Origin of the sequence: Bifidobacterium asteroides, from assembly GCF_048001765.1 — a bacterium.
GTDB classification, from domain to species: Bacteria; Actinomycetota; Actinomycetes; order Actinomycetales; family Bifidobacteriaceae; genus Bombiscardovia; species Bombiscardovia asteroides_K.
Genome location: NZ_CP181447.1, coordinates 2079877 through 2098434 on the forward strand (window position 1 = coordinate 2079877; position 18558 = coordinate 2098434).

Annotated in this window: 12 protein-coding genes; 8 read left to right on the forward strand and 4 right to left on the reverse strand. The window is 51.5% G+C overall.

Going from position 1 to position 18558, the window contains the following annotated elements; genetic code table 11:
• Positions 1–95: 95 nt before the first annotated feature.
• Genes ACNAOV_RS08565 through ACNAOV_RS08575 form a run of 3 tightly spaced genes read left to right on the forward strand, consistent with a single transcriptional unit; the run spans position 96 to position 2774 of the window.
• On the forward strand, positions 96–1055 hold the full coding sequence (locus ACNAOV_RS08565; RefSeq protein ID WP_416517360.1) for a hypothetical protein: 960 nt from the start codon (positions 96–98) through the stop codon (positions 1053–1055).
• Positions 1052–1711 (forward strand): ABC transporter ATP-binding protein, encoded by a 660-nt coding sequence (locus tag ACNAOV_RS08570; protein ID WP_416517361.1) that lies wholly within the window; start codon positions 1052–1054, stop codon positions 1709–1711. Before ACNAOV_RS08565 ends, ACNAOV_RS08570 begins: the two co-directional genes overlap by 4 nt.
• Positions 1698–2774, forward strand: coding sequence for a hypothetical protein (locus ACNAOV_RS08575; protein ID WP_416517362.1), 1077 nt, complete (start codon positions 1698–1700; stop codon positions 2772–2774). The genes ACNAOV_RS08570 and ACNAOV_RS08575 overlap by 14 nt, the downstream gene beginning before the upstream one ends.
• 1139 nt (positions 2775–3913) lie before the next feature.
• Here the strand turns inward: ACNAOV_RS08575 and ACNAOV_RS08580 are convergent.
• Positions 3914–4258 (reverse strand): hypothetical protein, encoded by a 345-nt coding sequence (locus ACNAOV_RS08580; RefSeq protein ID WP_416517363.1) that lies wholly within the window; start codon positions 4256–4258, stop codon positions 3914–3916.
• A 151-nt stretch (positions 4259–4409) separates the two neighbouring features.
• Between ACNAOV_RS08580 and ACNAOV_RS08585 the strand changes: the two genes are divergently transcribed.
• Positions 4410–5597 (forward strand): AIPR family protein, encoded by a 1188-nt coding sequence (locus ACNAOV_RS08585; protein WP_416517364.1) that lies wholly within the window; start codon positions 4410–4412, stop codon positions 5595–5597.
• Between the two features lie 999 nt (positions 5598–6596).
• Here ACNAOV_RS08585 and ACNAOV_RS08590 read toward each other — a convergent pair.
• From ACNAOV_RS08590 to ACNAOV_RS08600, 3 genes are all read right to left on the reverse strand, one after another.
• Complete coding sequence (locus ACNAOV_RS08590; RefSeq protein WP_416517365.1) at positions 6597–8906, reverse strand: KAP family P-loop NTPase fold protein; 2310 nt, start codon at positions 8904–8906, stop codon at positions 6597–6599.
• Between the two features lie 1136 nt (positions 8907–10042).
• A complete protein-coding gene (locus ACNAOV_RS08595) occupies positions 10043–13081 on the reverse strand; it encodes a cation-translocating P-type ATPase (protein ID WP_416518195.1) in 3039 nt (1012 codons plus the stop codon).
• 453 nt (positions 13082–13534) lie between these two features.
• Positions 13535–13921 (reverse strand): hypothetical protein, encoded by a 387-nt coding sequence (locus ACNAOV_RS08600; RefSeq protein ID WP_155804679.1) that lies wholly within the window; start codon positions 13919–13921, stop codon positions 13535–13537.
• Positions 13922–13996: 75 nt separating this feature from the next.
• Between ACNAOV_RS08600 and ACNAOV_RS08605 the strand changes: the two genes are divergently transcribed.
• The 4 genes from ACNAOV_RS08605 to ACNAOV_RS08620 all read left to right on the forward strand — a co-directional run bounded on the left by ACNAOV_RS08605 (position 13997) and on the right by ACNAOV_RS08620 (position 17546).
• The gene (locus ACNAOV_RS08605) at positions 13997–14698 is read left to right on the forward strand and encodes an ABC transporter ATP-binding protein (protein WP_024627009.1); all 702 of its coding nucleotides are present in this window, start codon (positions 13997–13999) and stop codon (positions 14696–14698) included.
• Positions 14695–16125 (forward strand): ABC transporter permease, encoded by a 1431-nt coding sequence (locus ACNAOV_RS08610; protein WP_024627010.1) that lies wholly within the window; start codon positions 14695–14697, stop codon positions 16123–16125. The genes ACNAOV_RS08605 and ACNAOV_RS08610 overlap by 4 nt, the downstream gene beginning before the upstream one ends.
• Positions 16126–16558: 433 nt before the next feature.
• Complete coding sequence (locus ACNAOV_RS08615) at positions 16559–16852, forward strand: ABC transporter transmembrane domain-containing protein (protein WP_024627011.1); 294 nt, start codon at positions 16559–16561, stop codon at positions 16850–16852.
• 397 nt (positions 16853–17249) lie between these two features.
• On the forward strand, positions 17250–17546 hold the full coding sequence (locus ACNAOV_RS08620; RefSeq protein WP_198217313.1) for an ATP-binding cassette domain-containing protein: 297 nt from the start codon (positions 17250–17252) through the stop codon (positions 17544–17546).
• Positions 17547–18558: the final 1012 nt, after the last annotated feature.

The window sequence follows — 18558 nt, forward strand, 5'->3', positions numbered from 1 at the left end:
ATTTCAAAAAATCACGAGGCAGACTCACTTCAGCGCTCATATTGTTATCTGCTGTCGTTGTTCTAATAGGGGCAGGCTGTGCCGCTGGAATAGTCATGGCATCACGTTTTACCCCTCGGACTTTAGCCCAGGCAGAATCGACTCATAAGGCTCCTGTCACTACGGAGAATTTTTTGGATTCGCATCCAGTGAAAGTTGGTTTTGATGTTGCGGCTGATACTCCTCTGTCATGGAGTGGTTCAGGCATGGTTACCGCGACGGCCATTCAGGGAAGCGGTGAAATTACCTCTGGCAGTTCCCCGTTTTCGGTCAATAATGTACCAGTTCTGGCAATCCATTCCTCTTTGCCCTTCTATCGTGATTTAGGCCCTCAAGACCAAGGAGACGATGTGGCAGCGTTGCGCGAGGAGTTGTCTCGCATGGGGTATGCAGTTCAATCGTCGAAGCCCAAGATCTTTGATAGGTTTATGCGTGCGGCTCTATTAGATGTGCAGACCAAGAAGGGACTGGCGGACGAGGGATTACTAAAACTTGAGCACGTCGTGTGGTTGCCTGCGGAAAAGATTCAAGTTGGAGAGTGGAAGTTAACACTTGGAGCCCAAGCAGAACAAGAATTAGGCCTCGTAAAAGGTCGTTTGAGTGCTGTGCGCGTACAGAAAATGCCTGAATCATTGGCTCCAGGCAATCACGTGATAAACCTCTTTGGTAAGCGCGGTGCCGTATCGCAAGAAGGGTTGTGCTCGGATAAAGCGTTTCTGGATACTATTGCTGCCAGTCCAGAGTTTGCTTCGATCTCCGGCAATCATGATGCCCTCGCAGCTGGAGTTGATGGGAGCATACAACTAGAGAATCCAATAAAAGCCTTTAAAATCCCGGTAGGAGCTGTCTTCGCATACAAAGATGACCATGCATGCATACAAACAGGTTCTGAGGCCAGGCGGATTACAATTGTGGGTTCGAACGGCGGGTTCGTTATGGCATCTTCTTCTAAGCCTTTACAATCTGTCAATCTTGGCTCAGCCATCGATACAACTTCCTGCAAGGTCGCTCAATGAGTAGCAATTCGCGGGGGGTTTTGATAGTACAGGTGAAGGATGTGTCTCACCGATTCCCTGAGACTGATTTACTGTATGAACATGTAAATTTTGAGCTGGAAACGGGTCAGACTTTGGCTGTAACCGGACCTTCCGGCTCGGGCAAATCGACCTTGTTATCTCTTATAGCGTGCTGGGAAAAGCCATACAGCGGGCGAGTAGATATCCGCAAAGGTTCGCGAGTTTGCTGGGTTTTCCAAAACCCTTACGGTCCTAAATACAGGACAGTCAGAGATATAGCCAGTTTCCCTTTCATTGCTCACGGTATGCCAAGGCCACAAGCAAATGAAAAGGCGGAAGAGACTCTTGTTGAGTTCGGTTTGCAAACCAGGATTGAATCTCTCTTCTGCGACCTTTCTGGTGGGGAGGCCCAACGGCTTATGCTAGTTAGGGCAATCTGTTGTGAGCCTGATTTGCTTTTGGTAGATGAACCTACTGCTCAGCTGGATATGAGGTCTGCCCACCAAGTGGCGGACAGTCTCAGACTCCTGGCTGACAGGGGTATGGCCGTTGTGATTGCAACACATGATCCGTTCGTATGGCAATCGTGTGACCGGGTACTCAACCTTGAGGAGTATGTGCCGCTTGTAGAGGAGGGCGTGCATGCGCTTGCGTGAGACCTTCAGAGAAGCTTGGCGGAATATCAACAGCGGAATGTCGCAGTTTTTATCGACTTTATTCACACTCACCTGCGTGATTGCAGCGTGTGCTGGAATCGACGGCCGCCAGGTTATGAGCATTGAACAAGAAGCACGCACATACAGGAGCTCCCTCTCTAACGTCTATGTAATTAAGACAGAGCAGCAGATTGAACCTGCCGCTTGCCTGGCATTACCTCAAAATACTGGAATTGAAGCCGCAGGTGGCCTGCGGAAAGCGACTCCTATACGAGTGACTTTGTCGAAGACAAGTCCGCTTAACACTTATGAGGTATCACAAAGCTTCCTCACTGTTATTACCGGCGGGAAACAATCCTCTGCCACGACTGGAGGTATTTGGCTTTCACAGGCACTAGCTGATAAGTTTTTCTTGCATGTAGGCTCACAAGTAGATACAACTGCTGGCCCTATGAAACTTGCGGGCATCTATCAGTGGCCGGAAGACGGTAGAGACACTAGGCTTGGCTTTGCTGCACTCGTACCGGTAATCACCCCGTCTGCTTATGATGAGTGCTGGGCTTCTGTGTGGCCTCCGAAGAGTATTTCCAGGACTTTAAATCAGGCTGTGCAATATTCTGAAACTTCTAGTAACGCCCAAACCGAGCAAATAAATTACACTATGGGAGACAAGTTTGATCCCAATAGCGAGTTCACCTCACGTTTGACCCGACCCTTAATTTTTGCGCCCTTGCTTCTGTGCTTTGTCTTTGGGGTTGTCTTATGTCGTAGACGCAAGCTGGAGAATTCTGGTTATCTGCATGCTGGTGAGCCTAAATCTTCGATGGTGCTCCGGCTCATGGTTGAATATGGGTTGTGCACGCTCATGGCGGTATGTTTGACTCTTTCAGTCTCAATTATTGTTTTAAAAGTTATTCGAGTTACAGATATATCAGGAGTGCTGGTGGCATCTTTGCTGCCTACGATATGCTCTACTATTCTCGGCATGACAATGGGAACTGCTGTCGGTGCCTGTAGCATAAAGGAAAAATCTCTATTTAAGCATTTCAAAGATCGCAATTAATCGTAGAGATCTTTGGAATGCGTAGATGGCGGAAGAGCGGTGACCGTGACTGAGTTTATAAAAATCTAAGTATCGGTCACCACTTGCGTATTTAGGCTTTTGCCTTCAATTGGGGAGTCAGAATTCGATTCTCTTGGTCGAGAGGGAGCCGTTAGTATCTTTTCCAGGCGGTACGCCGTATCACCACACAAGTGCCCCCCCCCCCGAGTTGACCTGGGGAGATCCACCTTTTCAGCATCCGCTTAAGCTCGTTCTCAAGTGCTGTGCTCAGTGGGACTACTCGATTCTTATCTCCTTTACCCGTAAGATCGTCGAGAATGTTCTCTGTCCTCGCCGTTACTGCTCTGTTCTTCGTAAATCAGCGTCAGCAAATAATCTCACAGGCAATCTGACCCCGGATCTGGGTGTACAAGCACCCTAGACACAGCTTCCACTGGCGTTGGCTGCTGCTTCTTCTTGCGTTTGGCGGCCGACACTATGCCTAATGGACTATCAGGAAGGCTCTTCGATACATGCGACCAGGTAAAGAATGAGCGCAACGCATTCGCCCTTGATCTATGCGTCGGGTTGCTTTTATCTTCCTTTAACCAGGCCCATATCATCTTTGAAGTAATTTGTGAGGGTCCCACTTGAGTTACTCTGACAAACTGGGAAGTCACGTACCATCAGTGCTCTATAGTCCGTGCAGTGTCACCGTGTACACACATATCTACTATCCGCTGATCCAGCCAGTCAATCCAAGATTCTGGCGGCTGCCAGTGAGGCAAAAACTCCATTAACACTCCTTCCGTAAGCGTCCTGGATTGAAGCATAAAAGGCCGATTAAACCGGCCAATATAGCAGCAACAACAGCTATCACCTGAATAACAATATGATAGGAAACCCTTAAATCCCATAAGTCATGGGTTGCGAGTCCGAGTCCCACAGGGGACACTTTGGATTGCCAACTATTCAATAGCGCCGAAAACAGTACTTGATTACTTATTACTTACAGAGTATATAGACCCTTAAACTATCAGGATCCATTCAAGTCATGCTTGTTGCTACAGCAGTTCCAATCATCGACGCAGCAACTCTAAGCGCTCAATTGGAAACTTATTAAGATTCCGCAGGCTTTGTATCTGAAAATGTCCATTTAATTACTGTTCCGCCTGCCTGTTTGTTGGTTTTCGTTTATCGTCGTTAAGAAAAGCTCGAGATATTTTGACAAACAGATCCGTAGTGTCTGTCTGTAGAGCGATCGAGAGATTATAGAGAGTTCTGAGCGAAGGCATGTTCAATCCATTCTCGATGTTCGCCAATGATTTCTCTGTGATCCAATCAGCTGGCAGCCCGAGATCTGAGCCAGCATTAATAAAGCCTTCCCGGGTAGGTGGATTTACATCAGTCAAACTCTTCCTAAGCTGTTTGATAATCCCACCGATCCTGACCATGACCGGCCTATCAATGGAATAGCGAGCATTATTACGATTTCTTACAGTCATAACTCCATTTTAGAGGAACCATGGTACAAAAACACCACCGTAGTTCTTATTGTCTTTTTAACTTCTTTATGCTTTTATCGAATTGTCTTGGATGAACGCAGACGAAGTAACCGGTCAAACAGGCCGGCTCATGAGCACAAAGGAACATATAATGAAAATGACATTCCCTATTAAGGCACTGCGGACCGTCAAATCGCCGTCAGACCCAACCGTTACAACGTATTTCGCTTGGGCAAACATGAGGGAGCTCCCTACAGACATGCCCACCAAAGTTAACCCGCGCGAAGTGAATATGCGCACCACAACAGCGAAGAAGCTACTGGAAGCCGTATCAGGAACTGACCCGTACTTCGACATCCACAACCGCGGAATGGTCCTGTTGGCAAATGAAGTCAAATTCGACGCTCCGAATTCCCTCATCACCATTGATTTCGACCATGATGAAGATAGATATGGCGTCCTCGATGGTGGTCACACCTATGAGGCCATCAAAGAGAGAAGGGACCAGATCCCCGAGGACATAAATAAATATGTCAAACTCGAGATCTTCGTCGGAGCCGACCTAGATGTCGCCGCACTCTCGGATGCCAGAAACACCTCTGTTCAAGTCAGTGATATCGCACTGTTCAACCTCGAAGACCGATTCGACTTCATCAAGGAAGGAATAGCCAACGAGCCGTATGGGCAGGACATCGCATACAAGGACAACGAGGACAAGCGGATACCGATTGCTGACCTGCTTAGGCTGATGTACGCGTTTAACATCTCTCGTTTCCCAGACGACACTTCTGTGCCTGTAGCTGCATACTCTGGCAAAGCCAACGTTTTCAAGGACTATAAGAACGAATGGGACAAACACTCTTCTGGCAACCAACCCACCGCGGACAACATTTACCGCAGGCTGCTACCTCTTGTTCCAAGCCTTGTGAATCTTTACGAGACCATAGAACTGGAAATGGCAGAAAAGTACAGAGACTATAAGAAAATGAACGGTACAGGAGCCAAATTCGGTAGCATTCGTGGCATCGAAAACACCAATAAGGACCGTACTGAATTTTTGCAACGGAAAAAAGACTATAACATCTCTTCTGGATTCATCATGCCAATTTACGGGGCATTCCGTGCTCTTCTTCACACCAAGGACAACGGAGATCTAGACTGGGAATTCGATCCAATCCAAATCTGGCAGGCTATAGGTGTCACACTCGTCCAGACAGTATTTGACACTGACACTAACCCCCAGTCCGTAGGCAAATCCAAAACTCTTTGGCAAGCAACCTACCGCATCGTAGAAAACGAAAAGAATAGACGTCTCATTGCCAAGCTGTCACAGAAGTAACTTAACTCGTGGGTGTCTCACCCGTCTATTCATGTCAGGTGAGACACCAACATCCAGCCTTAGCATGCAGTGCCAAAGCTCGGTGCTTACTGTGCGTCTGTTCAGCTACCGATTGGGAAAATCCAATCGCAACACACAGGCCACGTGCTCTCTATATGCTAGACCTGCAACAGACTTTCAGATACCTATTGGCACTAATCGCTGCATACTTTGCAGGACATGCACCCTATTACACCCCTTTAAAGTGCATACCAGCATTTCAGAGTTTTTGGTTATCAGATCAGGCAAATCTTCGAACTACCTCGACGGAACATATCTGTGAACTATGTTCCCTCAAACATCTCATAGGTATACCAACAGGAACCAGAGCAAGCCTGATTAAAGCCATGACCATCTATTAGTCTAATTCCACCAAGACCTTCCCTGTCCTGCGATCCTTGATGCCTTTCTCCACAGCCGGGTAGTTTGGACTTATCCGCTCTTTCTTCGGCTTAAACCTATGAATTTAAGCTTAGATCCAAGCGGCAACCTCCGATCCCGAATGATTTAGCCATAAACGTCTTGAAGACTGCGGTCATACCAAGACCAAGGGCATTAGCGATATGGTCCACCTGTTGTTAACTTACATTTAACGCCCGTATCATAAACTGACTTATTTCGTCTGAAACCACCTAACCTCTGGAAGGCAACCGGCAATGAACATAGCGGACGCTTTACGATAGCGGCAAACTACGACACAGTATCATTTCGCTACTTCACACTTGACCAAACAACTAACTTCCAGGCACACTGAATAAACACTATTCTGATAGTCAACCTCCCTTACTGTCTCCTTTAGCCCATCGTTTTCTCCACCGGTTGGCATAAGCCGTTTCACCTGCTTCATAGAAACAGGTCGCAACACTTACCCAACCGCCTGACGCGCTGCCGCGCAAGTTGGAGTCATGGGAGCCCTCGCGCGCGATGCCTTCGCAAGATTTCCGCGTTACCCGGAATCCTTTAAGATAACGGATGATCGAAACCAGAATCGCTATGTCGTTCATGCTTCCAATTTTCAACAAGAAAATCCACTTCCCCATTGTCTACGAATTTAGCATGATCGTTGCTTTTGTACGCCGCATCATACGCGGCAAGAAGTTTGATATCTCCTATGGAATCAGGATCGTTATCCCACAACTTTAGAGACGTCTGGATTCTTTCGCGGGTAATGAAGCGTTTCAACAGCGGTGCATCCACAATGCGTCCATCCTCTTGTTCTTGAATCAGCGCATAAAGCACATAATCAACAAACTTGGTCTCGTCCACTAGATCTTGAAAGGCACTAAATGCCTTGTACCTATCATCGTTCTTATTAAATATAAGAGGGATTGCTGAGGCATACCACTGCAGAAGCCATCCACTCAGAGGCGTCTGTAGATGCCTGGAATTTGTGCATTTGAGCTTTTCACACAACGACATGAGGCTCCGTTCCAATCCACTATCCTCAATATCTTCAGAATCTTGGCAGAATGGTAGGCTGTCGAACATTGCCACATGGTTCATGAGGCCAACAGTAGGTTTGGATTCCACTTGTTCTTGTGTATCCTTTTTTGGATTTTTTGCTCTATGGATTGCACGGCGGATCTCATAGACTATGCAAGCGGCAACGATCATCGACACTGGCGAATTCGAGTCTACGATCGCCTGCACAATAGCTTCGCTTCGTTCTCCGGTATAGTCTTTCTTCATGATGGCTGTTGCCACATCGTGAGATATGCAACTTGGATAAACAACGCGGTGCCTCGCTTCAAGTTCCAGGCAGAAACCGACAACTAACGCGCATCTACCTGCATCCGCCACGCCTAGGTATTTCGCCGGCTCGTCGCTAAATCCCTTGCTGGAGATAATGAGCCAATGCTCATCATCCAAGTCTCTCTCACCCAGTGAGTCATCGACCAATAACTTCCTGTACTCTGCTTCATGAATGAGATTATTTCCTATAGAAAGCCGGAAGTAAGTATTGAAATGCTCCGGACGGTGTATAGCTCGCCCCACCTCATCCGGGCGTGTATATAGACTGCCCACGCAATAGGCGACAAAAGGGAACAGGGACTCAACAGCCCGCAAATCCCTGTCTTTAGCGTCAGTGCCATATGTTGGCAGAGTCGACAAATGTGCTTTGACCTCAACTTTGTGATCTGACATCAAACGTCCTATAATGGGTAAGTCGGAATCACAAAGATAGTCTTTGCTCGCCATGATCCAACGGTGCAGATCGGGATTAAACACCTCCAGACTGGTAATGCCAAGCAGATCCATCGGCTCCACATCATCTCTCAGTACCTGATAGCACAGCATGAACTCATTTATCAGACGGTTGGCGTCCCTCATGGTGCGGACGAACGGCTTTACACAAGCGTCATAGATAGGCAGCGATCTGTCACCGAACTGAGACTTTTGGACTTTCTCGTAGATTTGTTCGACTCTCTTCTCGCCGATGATACCTGTCAATCCATCTTTCAATCGGTCGTATACAACTTCCTGGGGAAGCTCCGGCATTCCAATTGGAACCTGGATTATTTTCTTCAAGTATTCGTCGCCCTTGCCATGGCAGCTCTTATCCAGCGACTTGGTAACGGAATCCCTGTCATACAGCAGCACATACGTCATATAGGGCAGATCGCCTACAGCCTTGACAGCTCGCATCACATCCGTGACCTCGTCATCCATCAGACGGTCCAGATCATCAATAAACACGACGATTCTAGTCGCTGATTCTTCCAATTTTTCCTTCAGATCCTTTCGTCGTTCCGAAAGTCTGTCGATGTCTTGGTTGTCAGGCTCCAAGGCTTCCCCAAGGTTCCCGAACGCTTTCGCAATCATCTGCACTCGAGCAGGAGCTAAACCAGAAATAGGTGCCACATCATTTGCCGCACGCTTGCAAAAATTCGCAATGTTATGTCTCACGGGGCCTAACTTCCCTAACAACGTCAGGGAAATCTGATTGAACAACAGAGTTACCAGGCGGCCGCTACCTGAGTATATCCAAGGCTCAAATTCTACAACTATGACCTTTTCTTCTTGCTTTTTCCCTTTTCCTTTTTTAGAAGAAGTCGAGACAAGCTGCTCGACAAGCATGTTTTTCAACGAAGTCTTACCTGACCCCCACGGTCCCTGAATGCCGACAACAAGAGATTCCGACCCCGGGAACCGGCTCAAACTCAATGCAAGGTTCCGCACGTACTTGCTACGATTATACCTATCGTCTGCAGCGGACCCGATAGGCTCATCCTGAAGAAATGAGGGATACAACTCTGAATGTTCACTCATATTCCCAGATTAATACAAACAGGAAATTCCATTGTTCATGCAATTCAGAATGTTAACTACCCAAAGAAGCAACTTTTAGACTTCTATTGAAACGGCAGAGCCTACCTGTCTATTGCTTAGACTGTACTTCCCAGAACAAAGGAAATCGCTGCCGATAAGCCACCATTGGACTCCGTCGCTGTGTTAAATCGAGCAACTAATCACAGATATAAATATTCATTGAATCAGGCATGGGATACAGATAGATGCCCTTGATAATTAAAAATCTATGCACCATCACAAGGTAACTCCTTCTCTATTCTCAAGACGAGTCTCTTTTCAACATCAAAGGGACAGACAGGTATCCGCCCTATAATTAAACGCGAGTGCCACACGATTAAGTACAATTGAATCCCATCCCGCTCAAACTTCCGCATTAGCCTCCACCGGCAAGTTTTTGCGATCCTGGACGTATAGGTTTCATTCTTCCAATCAGCAAGGTTGCCGACTACGTAGACACGGCATTGGGCTCGCGACACAGCGACGTTGAGCAGACCGGGCGACCCGTTAACCCATGAACGAGAGCCTTCTTCACGCTTACCGACTCTGCTGCCGAGGGACTATGAAGACCGCATCGGCTTCCCGCCCCTGGGAGGTGTGTACGGTTTCGGCCTGGCTTGATGCCAGCCAGTTCGCCTCACTGCTTTTGCAGCCAGCGCATTGCCGTAACGCATCCGCAAAGATATTACGTATCTGGTTGGCCACAGCCCTGAACTGAGCGATAACCAGAATATTGGTGGAGTCGATACCGCCCTCGAAAAGCTCGCGCAGACGCTTGTGAAGTTCGCAGTCCTCCTGCGGCCTCCATTACGTTTTTCCGGTTTCACCAGGATTCGGCGGCACATCATACCGGCAGGAGACCGGCAGCTCATCGCCGACATTGGGCCCAGACGGATAAGCACGCGGCTGATGCTACGGCCCTACACGAACCATCCTGCTGGTGTAAGCCATGATTGTTGTGTCAGCACTATCTATAAGCGTTGAAGCGGCACACAGCTGATTCACAATGGCTTTGCGAAAGATGAAGTAAGGCGCAACTGTGCCCTCATTTAATGCAGCGACAACGAGTGCAGCCGCCGCATCAGGAAGAAGCGATGTTATGCCCGTATCCGTCTGACCGCCCAGTTGAACAGCTTGCGCAGCTCCGAGGCCACCAGCACCAGGGAGGCCAGGGCGATGCACTCCAGCCAGGCCTGGGGCTGGAGGGGGACGGTGCCGAAGGCCTCGCCCAGGAAGGGCACATAGATCACCAGGAGCTGGAGTAGGATGGAGACGTCTATGGCGCCCCAAAGCCAGGGATTGCTGAAGAGCCCCTGGAAGGCCGACTTGCGGGAGGAGCGGGAGGCCAGCGCGTTGAACAGCTGGGCGAAGACCAGGATCGTGAAGCCCATGGTCCGCGCCTCACGCATCTGCGCCTCATGGCCGATCGCCTGGACCGACCTGTCAGTGAAGAGACCGCCACTCAAATGCATGTCCATGCCAATCAGGGTCACCAGGGCCATGACCAGGCCGATATAGACGATGTCGACCCACATGTTCCGGTCAATCACCCGGTCGTCGATGGACCGGGGCGGACGGCCCATCAGATCGTCGCTCTGCGGGTCCACTCCCATGGCCAGGGCGGGAGCCGCATCGGTCAGAAGGTTGATCCAGAGCAGCTGAGTGGCCAGGAGCGGCACGGTCACGCCCGCCACGCCGGGCTGCGATATGCCCAGAAGACCCGCAAAGACCACGCCCCCGAAGACCGTGAAAACCTCGCCCATGTTGGAGCTGAGCAGGTAGCGCAGGAACTTGCGGATGTTGTCGAATATGCCCCGGCCCTCTCGTACAGCCTGGACGATGGTGGCGAAATTGTCGTCCGCCAGAATCATCTTGGCCGACTCCTTGGTGACCTCGGTCCCGGTGATGCCCATGGCCACGCCGATGTCCGCAGTCTTGACAGCAGGGGCATCGTTGACGCCGTCGCCGGTCATGGCCACGACCTTGCCCTGGTCCTGAAGCGATTCGACGATCTTCAGCTTGTGCTCGGGGGCCACGCGAGCGTAGACGGAGACCTTGGAGGTGGTCTCCCGAAGCTGGTCCGCGTCCATGGCATCCAGCTGCTCGCCGGTGCAGGCGGGGCCGCCGGGCTCGGTGATGCCCAGGTCACCCGCGATCCTGGCCGCAGTGAATGGATGGTCGCCAGTGATCATGATCGTTCTGATGCCGGCACTGTGAGCCTGAGCCACAGCCTGGCGTACCTCAGTCCGAGGCGGATCGATGATGCCGACCATGCCCGCCCAGATCAAATCGCTTTCCAAATGGGCGCTCTCCTGGAATACCTTGTCCGCAGACAGGAGAACTGCGGAAGCACGCTGAGTCTCCTTAGACAAACGGTCCGTCTGGCCTGTCCCAATCGTGCTTGACGGCCTCTCCCCCTCGTCATCTTCGGTCAGGGACGACAGTTCCTGACCGGATACAGGCCGGAAAGCCTGTCCCAGAGTCCTGTAGGCATCGCCGGACAGATGGCTGACTTGGGCGAGTATCCTCTCCCGGTCAGCGCTAGTCATAGGCCTGACCTGGCTGTCTTCGAGAATCCGGTCGCACCGGCCGAGCAGCACATCGGGAGCACCCTTGCAGAAGAGGCGCGATTGCCCTTCGCTGCCGTCACGCGGAGCGGCCAGGACCGACATGAGCTTGCGCTCGGACGTGAAAGGAATCTCAGCCAGACGACGGTAGCCGTCAGCCTTGGCATCAGCGCCGACTTTGCGAGCGGCGACAATCAGAGAGACCTCCGTGGGATCGCCGACGCTCTGCCAGTGACCCTGCCCGGATCCAGACTGGGTCTGGGAATCAGGTTCGGCCTCGACCGGCTGCCAATGCAGGTCTCCGTCGTTGGCGATGGCCCCGACCATCAGGGTCTCTTCCACTGCCTCAGCCAGAGATGAACCAATGGTATCTGTCAGTTGTTGATCATCTGACCCACTGGCCTCGACCGGCTGCATGGTTCCCTCCGGAGCGTACCCGGTGCCAGTGAGCCTGACCTGCCCCGAGGGGACGACCACCCGTTCAACGGTCATTTCATTGCGTGTAAGAGTCCCTGTCTTGTCGGAGCAGATGACTGATGCCGATCCCAGGGTCTCCACCGAGCTGAGCTTCTTGACGATGGCATGATGCTTGGCCATGCGCTGCACGCCCAGGGCGAGAACCACAGTCAGGATGGCCGTCAGCCCCTCCGGCACAGCAGCTACGGCCAGGGATACGGCCATGAGCAGGGAATCAATCAGATCCTGGGTTGTCTGAAAGCCTTCCATCAGGGCCAAAGCAGCCAAAACCAGGGCGGCAATCAAGCAGACGGCCAGTCCGAGAAGCTTGGAAACCCGGGCCATCTCCTTCTGCAGGGGTGTGGGCTCCTCCTGGGTATCAGCCAGCATGTCGGCGATCTTCCCGACCTGGGTGTCCATACCAGTAGAGGTGACGATCATGCGCCCGTTCCCCTGGGTCACTGCGGTGCCGTTGAAGACCATGTTGGTTCTGTCGCCCAGAGCCTTGGGCTGGTCCAGCCGACCGGGCCGCTTGCCCACCGGCAGCGACTCGCCGGTCAGCGATGCCTCGGCCACGCGCAGACCCGCGGCCTGGAACAGTCTTCCGTCGGCGCCGACCGAATCGCCTTCAGCCAGGACTACTACATCACCAGGCACGATCCTGCTGGTCTCCAGGCTGACCACCCGGCCGCCTCGCAGCACCGAGGCGTGCGGGGCCGTCATGCTCGCCAGAGCATCCACAGCCCGCTCGGCCTTAGCCTCCTGAGCGTACCCCAGGGCGGCATTAAGGATGAGGATGATCATGATGACGATGGCATCAAAGGGTAGGGGCTCCCCGCCTCCTGATGCCGGATGTGAGCGTTCCACCACCCAGGCCACCAACGAAATGGCCGTGGCTGCCAGAAGCAGATAGACCAAGGGGTCCTTGAACTGTTGAAGGAATTTCCTCCATGCAGGAACGGGAGGCGCTCCAGCCAGCTCATTAGGACCGAACCTGTCCAGCCGACGCGCCGCCTCGGCCTCATCCAGGCCCCGGTCGGGGTCCACATTCAGGGCAAGGGCAACCTGATCGACACCTACTATAGAAGGGTCCTTGAGGACGGGGCCATTCACTCTGCGCCTCTGCTCATGGCCCTGCCCTGCAGTCGGGATCACGCCGGTATCTGTCGATTGCTCATGCTTGGGATCGCTGGTCAACCCAGTCATGCCACTCTCCTGCTTATGCCACGGAGTAGTCAACGCTTCAGAGGCCCGTTGGAAGAAATCAGAAGCGGCCAGACCAAAACGTTGCGTGGATGCTTGCCAAGTTGAACCAATAATATACATAAACACGGCCGAAGTCGTCAAGGCCTTTGCTTCAGTATGCATTCTCAGGCCTGTCTCATGACAGAGACGGTATCTTTGCTGCACTTAACTTGGCAGCGCCCTAGTTGCCGAATCCCCCCCCCCCCAAAAATACTAGATCTTCATTAGAAAAGCTTTAATCAATTTGGGCTCATCTGGCATAAAAACCCTTATCTGCCCTGAGAATCCTATTTAAGACCCTCTTGTGATTATTCGACAGGCTCAGCTGGCGTTATCTGAGCAGTAAATAGTCTTATAGGCCAACCATGGTAGTTCTTGCCAGCCGTCTGCCCTAACGATCCTTTCAGTGGAGACACCATTGGAAATAGCACTAAACACGAGAAAGAGAGGAGAGAGACGGACAAAATGCACAACATTATCGATCTGCAGAATAGTAATATCGCCATGAATGATGAAGCCGCTCATCATAGCGGCGTCAGCATATTTGCATGCCACGGCGGTGGGCATGATAATATCTGGAGTTGATGGACCTGCAGCTAATCCACAAAAATATGCCACTGCGATGACGTATTCACCAAAATGGCATGGGCTGTCATTTTTGCCTTGATGATGGCAAGGACAACAGTCATGTAAGTCTATGGGTGCCATCCTTGTATGGCATCCATAGCATTATTCTGATGAAGATTTATAAGTCGCGAGAACGGCGATGATGGGAGAACGGTGATGAGTGGTGCTTCAGTGAGTTCAAATGGATTGACGATGACGGTGACTCCGAGGAAGGATGATTCGATCACCATCCTCGACCATGTCGACTTCCATGCTGAGCCCGGAAGAATCACGGGGATTGTCGGCCCCTCAGGCAGCGGAAAGTCCACCTTGCTGTACTGCCTTTCGGGATTGGAACGTGCGACATCCGGAAGCATCTCCCTTCTAGGGCATGACATCACGCATATGCGAGCGTCCGCGCTCACTCGGTTTCGGCGTCGGCATCTGGGATTCGTGTTTCAGTCCTACAACCTGATCACGAGCATGACGGTGGAGGAGAACCTCGCGCTGCCATTCACCCTGCGCGGCCGTCGACTCCCCAAGCAAAAAGCGGATGAGATGTTGCGGTACTTCGGATTGGCAAACGAGAAAAAAAGGAGCGTGACGATGCTCTCAGGCGGAGAGCAGCAACGTGTCGCGCTTGCACGAGTGCTACTCTCCGATGCAGATATCATTTTCGCCGACGAGCCGACTGGAGCCTTGGATCAGGAATCTGGCGCCAAGGTCATGCAGGTGTTCAAAAGTCTGGCTATGGATGCGGGCAGGACCGTAGTAATAGTGACCCACAGTGGAGAGGTAGCCGGACAGTGCGACCAGATCGTTGAGGTCCGTGATGGCCACGTGCTGAACGCCGATGCGGAGAGCGGGGCCGGTATATGAGGGGCGCACTCTCTGATCTGAAAGCAGCCCCGGCCGTATGGGCAGGCGTATGGCTGTCACTAATCGTTTCCCAGACCGCTGTGTGCACTATTGTCGCCGCGCGCAGGGCTATTGATGCCGCTTACCACGGACCGGATGCCGGGCTAGGCGCCAACCTTTCCGGCCCAGCAATGCTGTTCAGCGTGGTCATAGCCGTGTTCGTAATGCTGTGGGTCGTGACCGCCGCTCTGAACCAGCGTCGGCACCAACTAGCATTGCTGGTCCTTCAAGGCGCCACGCCTTGGCAGCTGCTCTTCGGGAATCTGGCTATCATCATCGTCCTATTCATCTTGGCAGCAGTAGCGTCATCCCTCCTGACGCCGCTGGCAGCACCATATCTGTTCGACCTCCTGGCCAGAGCATTCGAGCTGAAACTGACGTATCAAGCAACCCAGCTGCTGGCATCCATCGGCACTGGGTTGGCCATTGCCGGAGTCGCCGTCCTTGCAGGCACAGTGCTGACCGTGCGCACACTATCCAAGATCAGGCCGATAGAGGCGCTTCGGCAGTCACAAAACCCGCCGAGACAAGTGAACGCATTCCGTGTTCTGCTAGGCGCATCGTTGCTCGTGGGAGCGATATGCGCGCTCATCATCCCGGGGACAGCTACACGCAAGATAGACTCTGGCGAGCTCGCCACGCACATTTCCGGCAGGAATCCCATAGAGTCCAGAGTGACAGGATTCATTGGGTTCTCCATGGGAGGCATGTTCCTCCTGATCTTCGCATTGGCTGTTCTGGCTCCCTATGTCATGCACTGGTTCACCAAAGGATGGACGCATCTTCTCCCCCTGCCATTCAGCACCTGGAAACTCGCTAGGCAGCAGGCCGTTGGGAGGATCCAACGACAGAACGCGACCATCATTCCCATGACGGCCGGCTTGTCGTTGCTCATGACTTTCTCTGGTGTGTTGCATACGCTGACCGACAGCCTCAAGAATTTCGCCAGTAACGGCCATTCCATGAACGTGAACCCACACATGCTGACGAACCTGATGGCCATGCTCGGCCCTGCGCTCATCATCGCTTTGGTGGGCGCAATCTCCGGACTGATGATCACCGCACGAGGGCGACGCCTGGATCTGGCGCTGACATACGTATCCGGTGCCAGTACCGGACAGTTGCGCATTTTGGGAGCCCTCGATGGTCTCATTTCGATGGTCACCTCGGTGCTGCTCGCCTTCGTCATCACACTGCTCAGCACCTGCGGCACCGCCTTCATGCTGCAACGATATCTGGGAAGCGCAAAGATAAGCGTTCAATGGGGATATTGGGCGGTCATCGCACTCCTCGCTATTGTCGTAGGCGCCCTCGTCACAGGCGTGCAGGCGCTGTGCGCGCGTTCCGAGGATTCTGTGAGGGTCATATCACGTGCAGTCGGTGAGTAACCACCCCCAACAAAGGACGAAAATGTCGCCACACAAGCGGAATAGTAATGAGAAAACCGCATCTTTGATAGACGTGCCCCGCCTTTTGAAATCCATAAGGGTGTTTTATTCACGGTTAGTCTGCTAAGTATAGCGAGCGCCCTCTTAAATCTGGCTCAGCCACAGCTTGTCAATGTCATTCTTGGACGCGTGCAGCATAACATGCGATCCGCAGTGCCCCTCTAATAGCGTTGGCAGGAGTGTTTCTGTCCGGCGCAGCAATCACTTCTTTTGACGCTTACCTGCTGTTGAACGATATGAGACGGTCTCTAGTAATGCATATTCTGCATTTGCCGTTCAAAGATCTGGACCAGTCGCATACAGGCAACGTAATTTCTATTATTTCATCTGATACAAATGAACTGAAGCGATTGCTGACCGATAATTGCCAGAAGTGTTTGGCACTTTACTGGTGTTCATAGGCGCGTGTGTGGGAATGGTCATAATCAGTCCCGTCATGTTCGTTATCTCTCTTTCGACCTGTCTTGTTACTGTCGGTTTACTGGTAGTCTTATCCGGAAAATTACGAGACTGCTCCAGAGGGGCTCAAACGGCCATAGGAGATATGACGTCTGCAGCCACTGATGCTTTGATGAGTTTGAAAAGGATCAGGGTTTTCGACGCCACGGAGCGTGAGACCAATAAAATCGGCGAGAAGCCAGGCAAGCGTGCACATCCGGTCGTCTAATTTCAAAGAAGCAGTCACTGATATGGCCATCAGGAATGGCCTTAATGCAGTTGTGCCTGATGGTTGTATCGGGAATCGGCGCTTTCCAAGTGGCCAAAGGAGTGATGACTGTTCAGCAACTGGTAACTTTTCTATGTACCTAGAAATGATGCCCACGCCTATGGCGACACTTTCTTCGACATATAGCAGACTGTTCAGAGCGTTGGGCGCGAACTCCAGCATTCAAGCGATAATGAGAATGCCGACCGAAGATGCGACATCAGCATGAGCAGTATCCAGTAGGGTCCAAAGGAAGGTCACCAACTCCGATCAGATTGACATCGATCTTGACCATGCTGATATTCCGTATGATGACGCACGGAACAATCGTGGCGGGCTCCAACTGAATGAAGCGGGTGTGCATATGAAAGGCGGCGTCGTCTACGCGATAGTCGGACCATCCGAAGCGGGCAAATCAACCATGCTGGCCCTTATAAAGGTATTCTATAAGCCAAATCATGGCCATGTTCTCTTTAATGGCATTGATATTTCAACTCTCAGCTCCTCTTATGTACGTTCTCTGATCGGCTATGTAGAACAAGATGCCCCCATATATTCCGGTTCTTCCAGAACGAATTTGGCGATGAACAAGAACGGCGTATCCGATGAAGGCTGCTGGAATGCCTTAAATAAGGTGAACCTCACGCCAAAGTGAGAGACACCTTCGATGGATTGGATACCCCAGTAGGCAACGCGGTGTATTGCTGAGTAGCGGTGAACGCTATCGCTTGGCCCTGGCAAGGCTGTTGTCCATAAGGCGGCCGATCATGCTGCTTGACGAAACAACGTACCATTTAGACGCTAAAAACGAGGAGCTCGTCGCACAAGTCATTCATGCCAATTCCCCGGAGCAGACAATAGTCATGGCGGCACAGAGAATACAATCAATCGCTTCGTCAAATAGAATCATGGTTTTGGCCAATAGAACTATCAATGGTTTCCTTTGGAAAATATTGTCTGCCAATCCTACTCTCCTATATGTATTGCTGTTAATAAACTTGATACCAATGTGAATAATTTGGCTATATATAAATATGCGCGGAAAATACGATCCACCGGCAGCAAGGTTCTCACCTCAACAAAGGAACAGACGATTCAAACTATCGTCTTGCCCTCTAAAGATATCTTTAATGACATTTATTGGCTGCTTGGTTTCCAGCATGATATGCAGTCATTACTAGACTGACCACGGGATATCTAGCAGTAAAGTTTAGCTGGGAGTACAGCACGTGAACCTTACACAGGGCACGCGGGAATAAATCTTGGAATTGCTCATTGTCAAGACATGACCCTCGCTGTTCCGCACAGTCAATCAGCTATCTGTTTTTTGATGACTATATGATCACGACGATGTTGATCGCCTACGGGCTTAAGGAGCCGGACCGGGCATCAGACCGCTGGTTAATAGCCTAAACGAGTGGGCGTGGGCTGATACATGACGTACGCTCTGAGCTTCTCATACCAGATAGGATGATACAAAAAGAAAGAAGAGGATACGGCACCTATATTCCATGTCGGCCGTGCGTTTTGAACCGTATTACGGTATTTTCATGCCAGGCCCTGACGACGATCTCGAGGCTCCTCCGGTCATCTCAAATAGTTTCAATTTCATACAGCTGCGTAGGCGTCATACGGGCATCGGCATCTCCGATCGGGTATGACTGCCT

Bases quoted from the DNA above. Each gene is read 5' to 3' on its own strand.
- ACNAOV_RS08565 (WP_416517360.1), top strand. From the start codon at position 96: ATGGCATCACGTTTTACCCCTCGGACTTTAGCCCAGGCAGAATCGACT.
- ACNAOV_RS08570 (WP_416517361.1), top strand. From the start codon at position 1,052: ATGAGTAGCAATTCGCGGGGGGTTTTGATAGTACAGGTGAAGGATGTG.
- ACNAOV_RS08575 (WP_416517362.1), top strand. From the start codon at position 1,698: ATGCGCTTGCGTGAGACCTTCAGAGAAGCTTGGCGGAATATCAACAGC.
- ACNAOV_RS08580 (WP_416517363.1), bottom strand. From the start codon at position 4,258: ATGACTGTAAGAAATCGTAATAATGCTCGCTATTCCATTGATAGGCCG.
- ACNAOV_RS08585 (WP_416517364.1), top strand. From the start codon at position 4,410: ATGAAAATGACATTCCCTATTAAGGCACTGCGGACCGTCAAATCGCCG.
- ACNAOV_RS08590 (WP_416517365.1), bottom strand. From the start codon at position 8,906: ATGAGTGAACATTCAGAGTTGTATCCCTCATTTCTTCAGGATGAGCCT.
- ACNAOV_RS08600 (WP_155804679.1), bottom strand. From the start codon at position 13,921: ATGGCACCCATAGACTTACATGACTGTTGTCCTTGCCATCATCAAGGC.
- ACNAOV_RS08605 (WP_024627009.1), top strand. From the start codon at position 13,997: ATGAGTGGTGCTTCAGTGAGTTCAAATGGATTGACGATGACGGTGACT.
- ACNAOV_RS08610 (WP_024627010.1), top strand. From the start codon at position 14,695: ATGAGGGGCGCACTCTCTGATCTGAAAGCAGCCCCGGCCGTATGGGCA.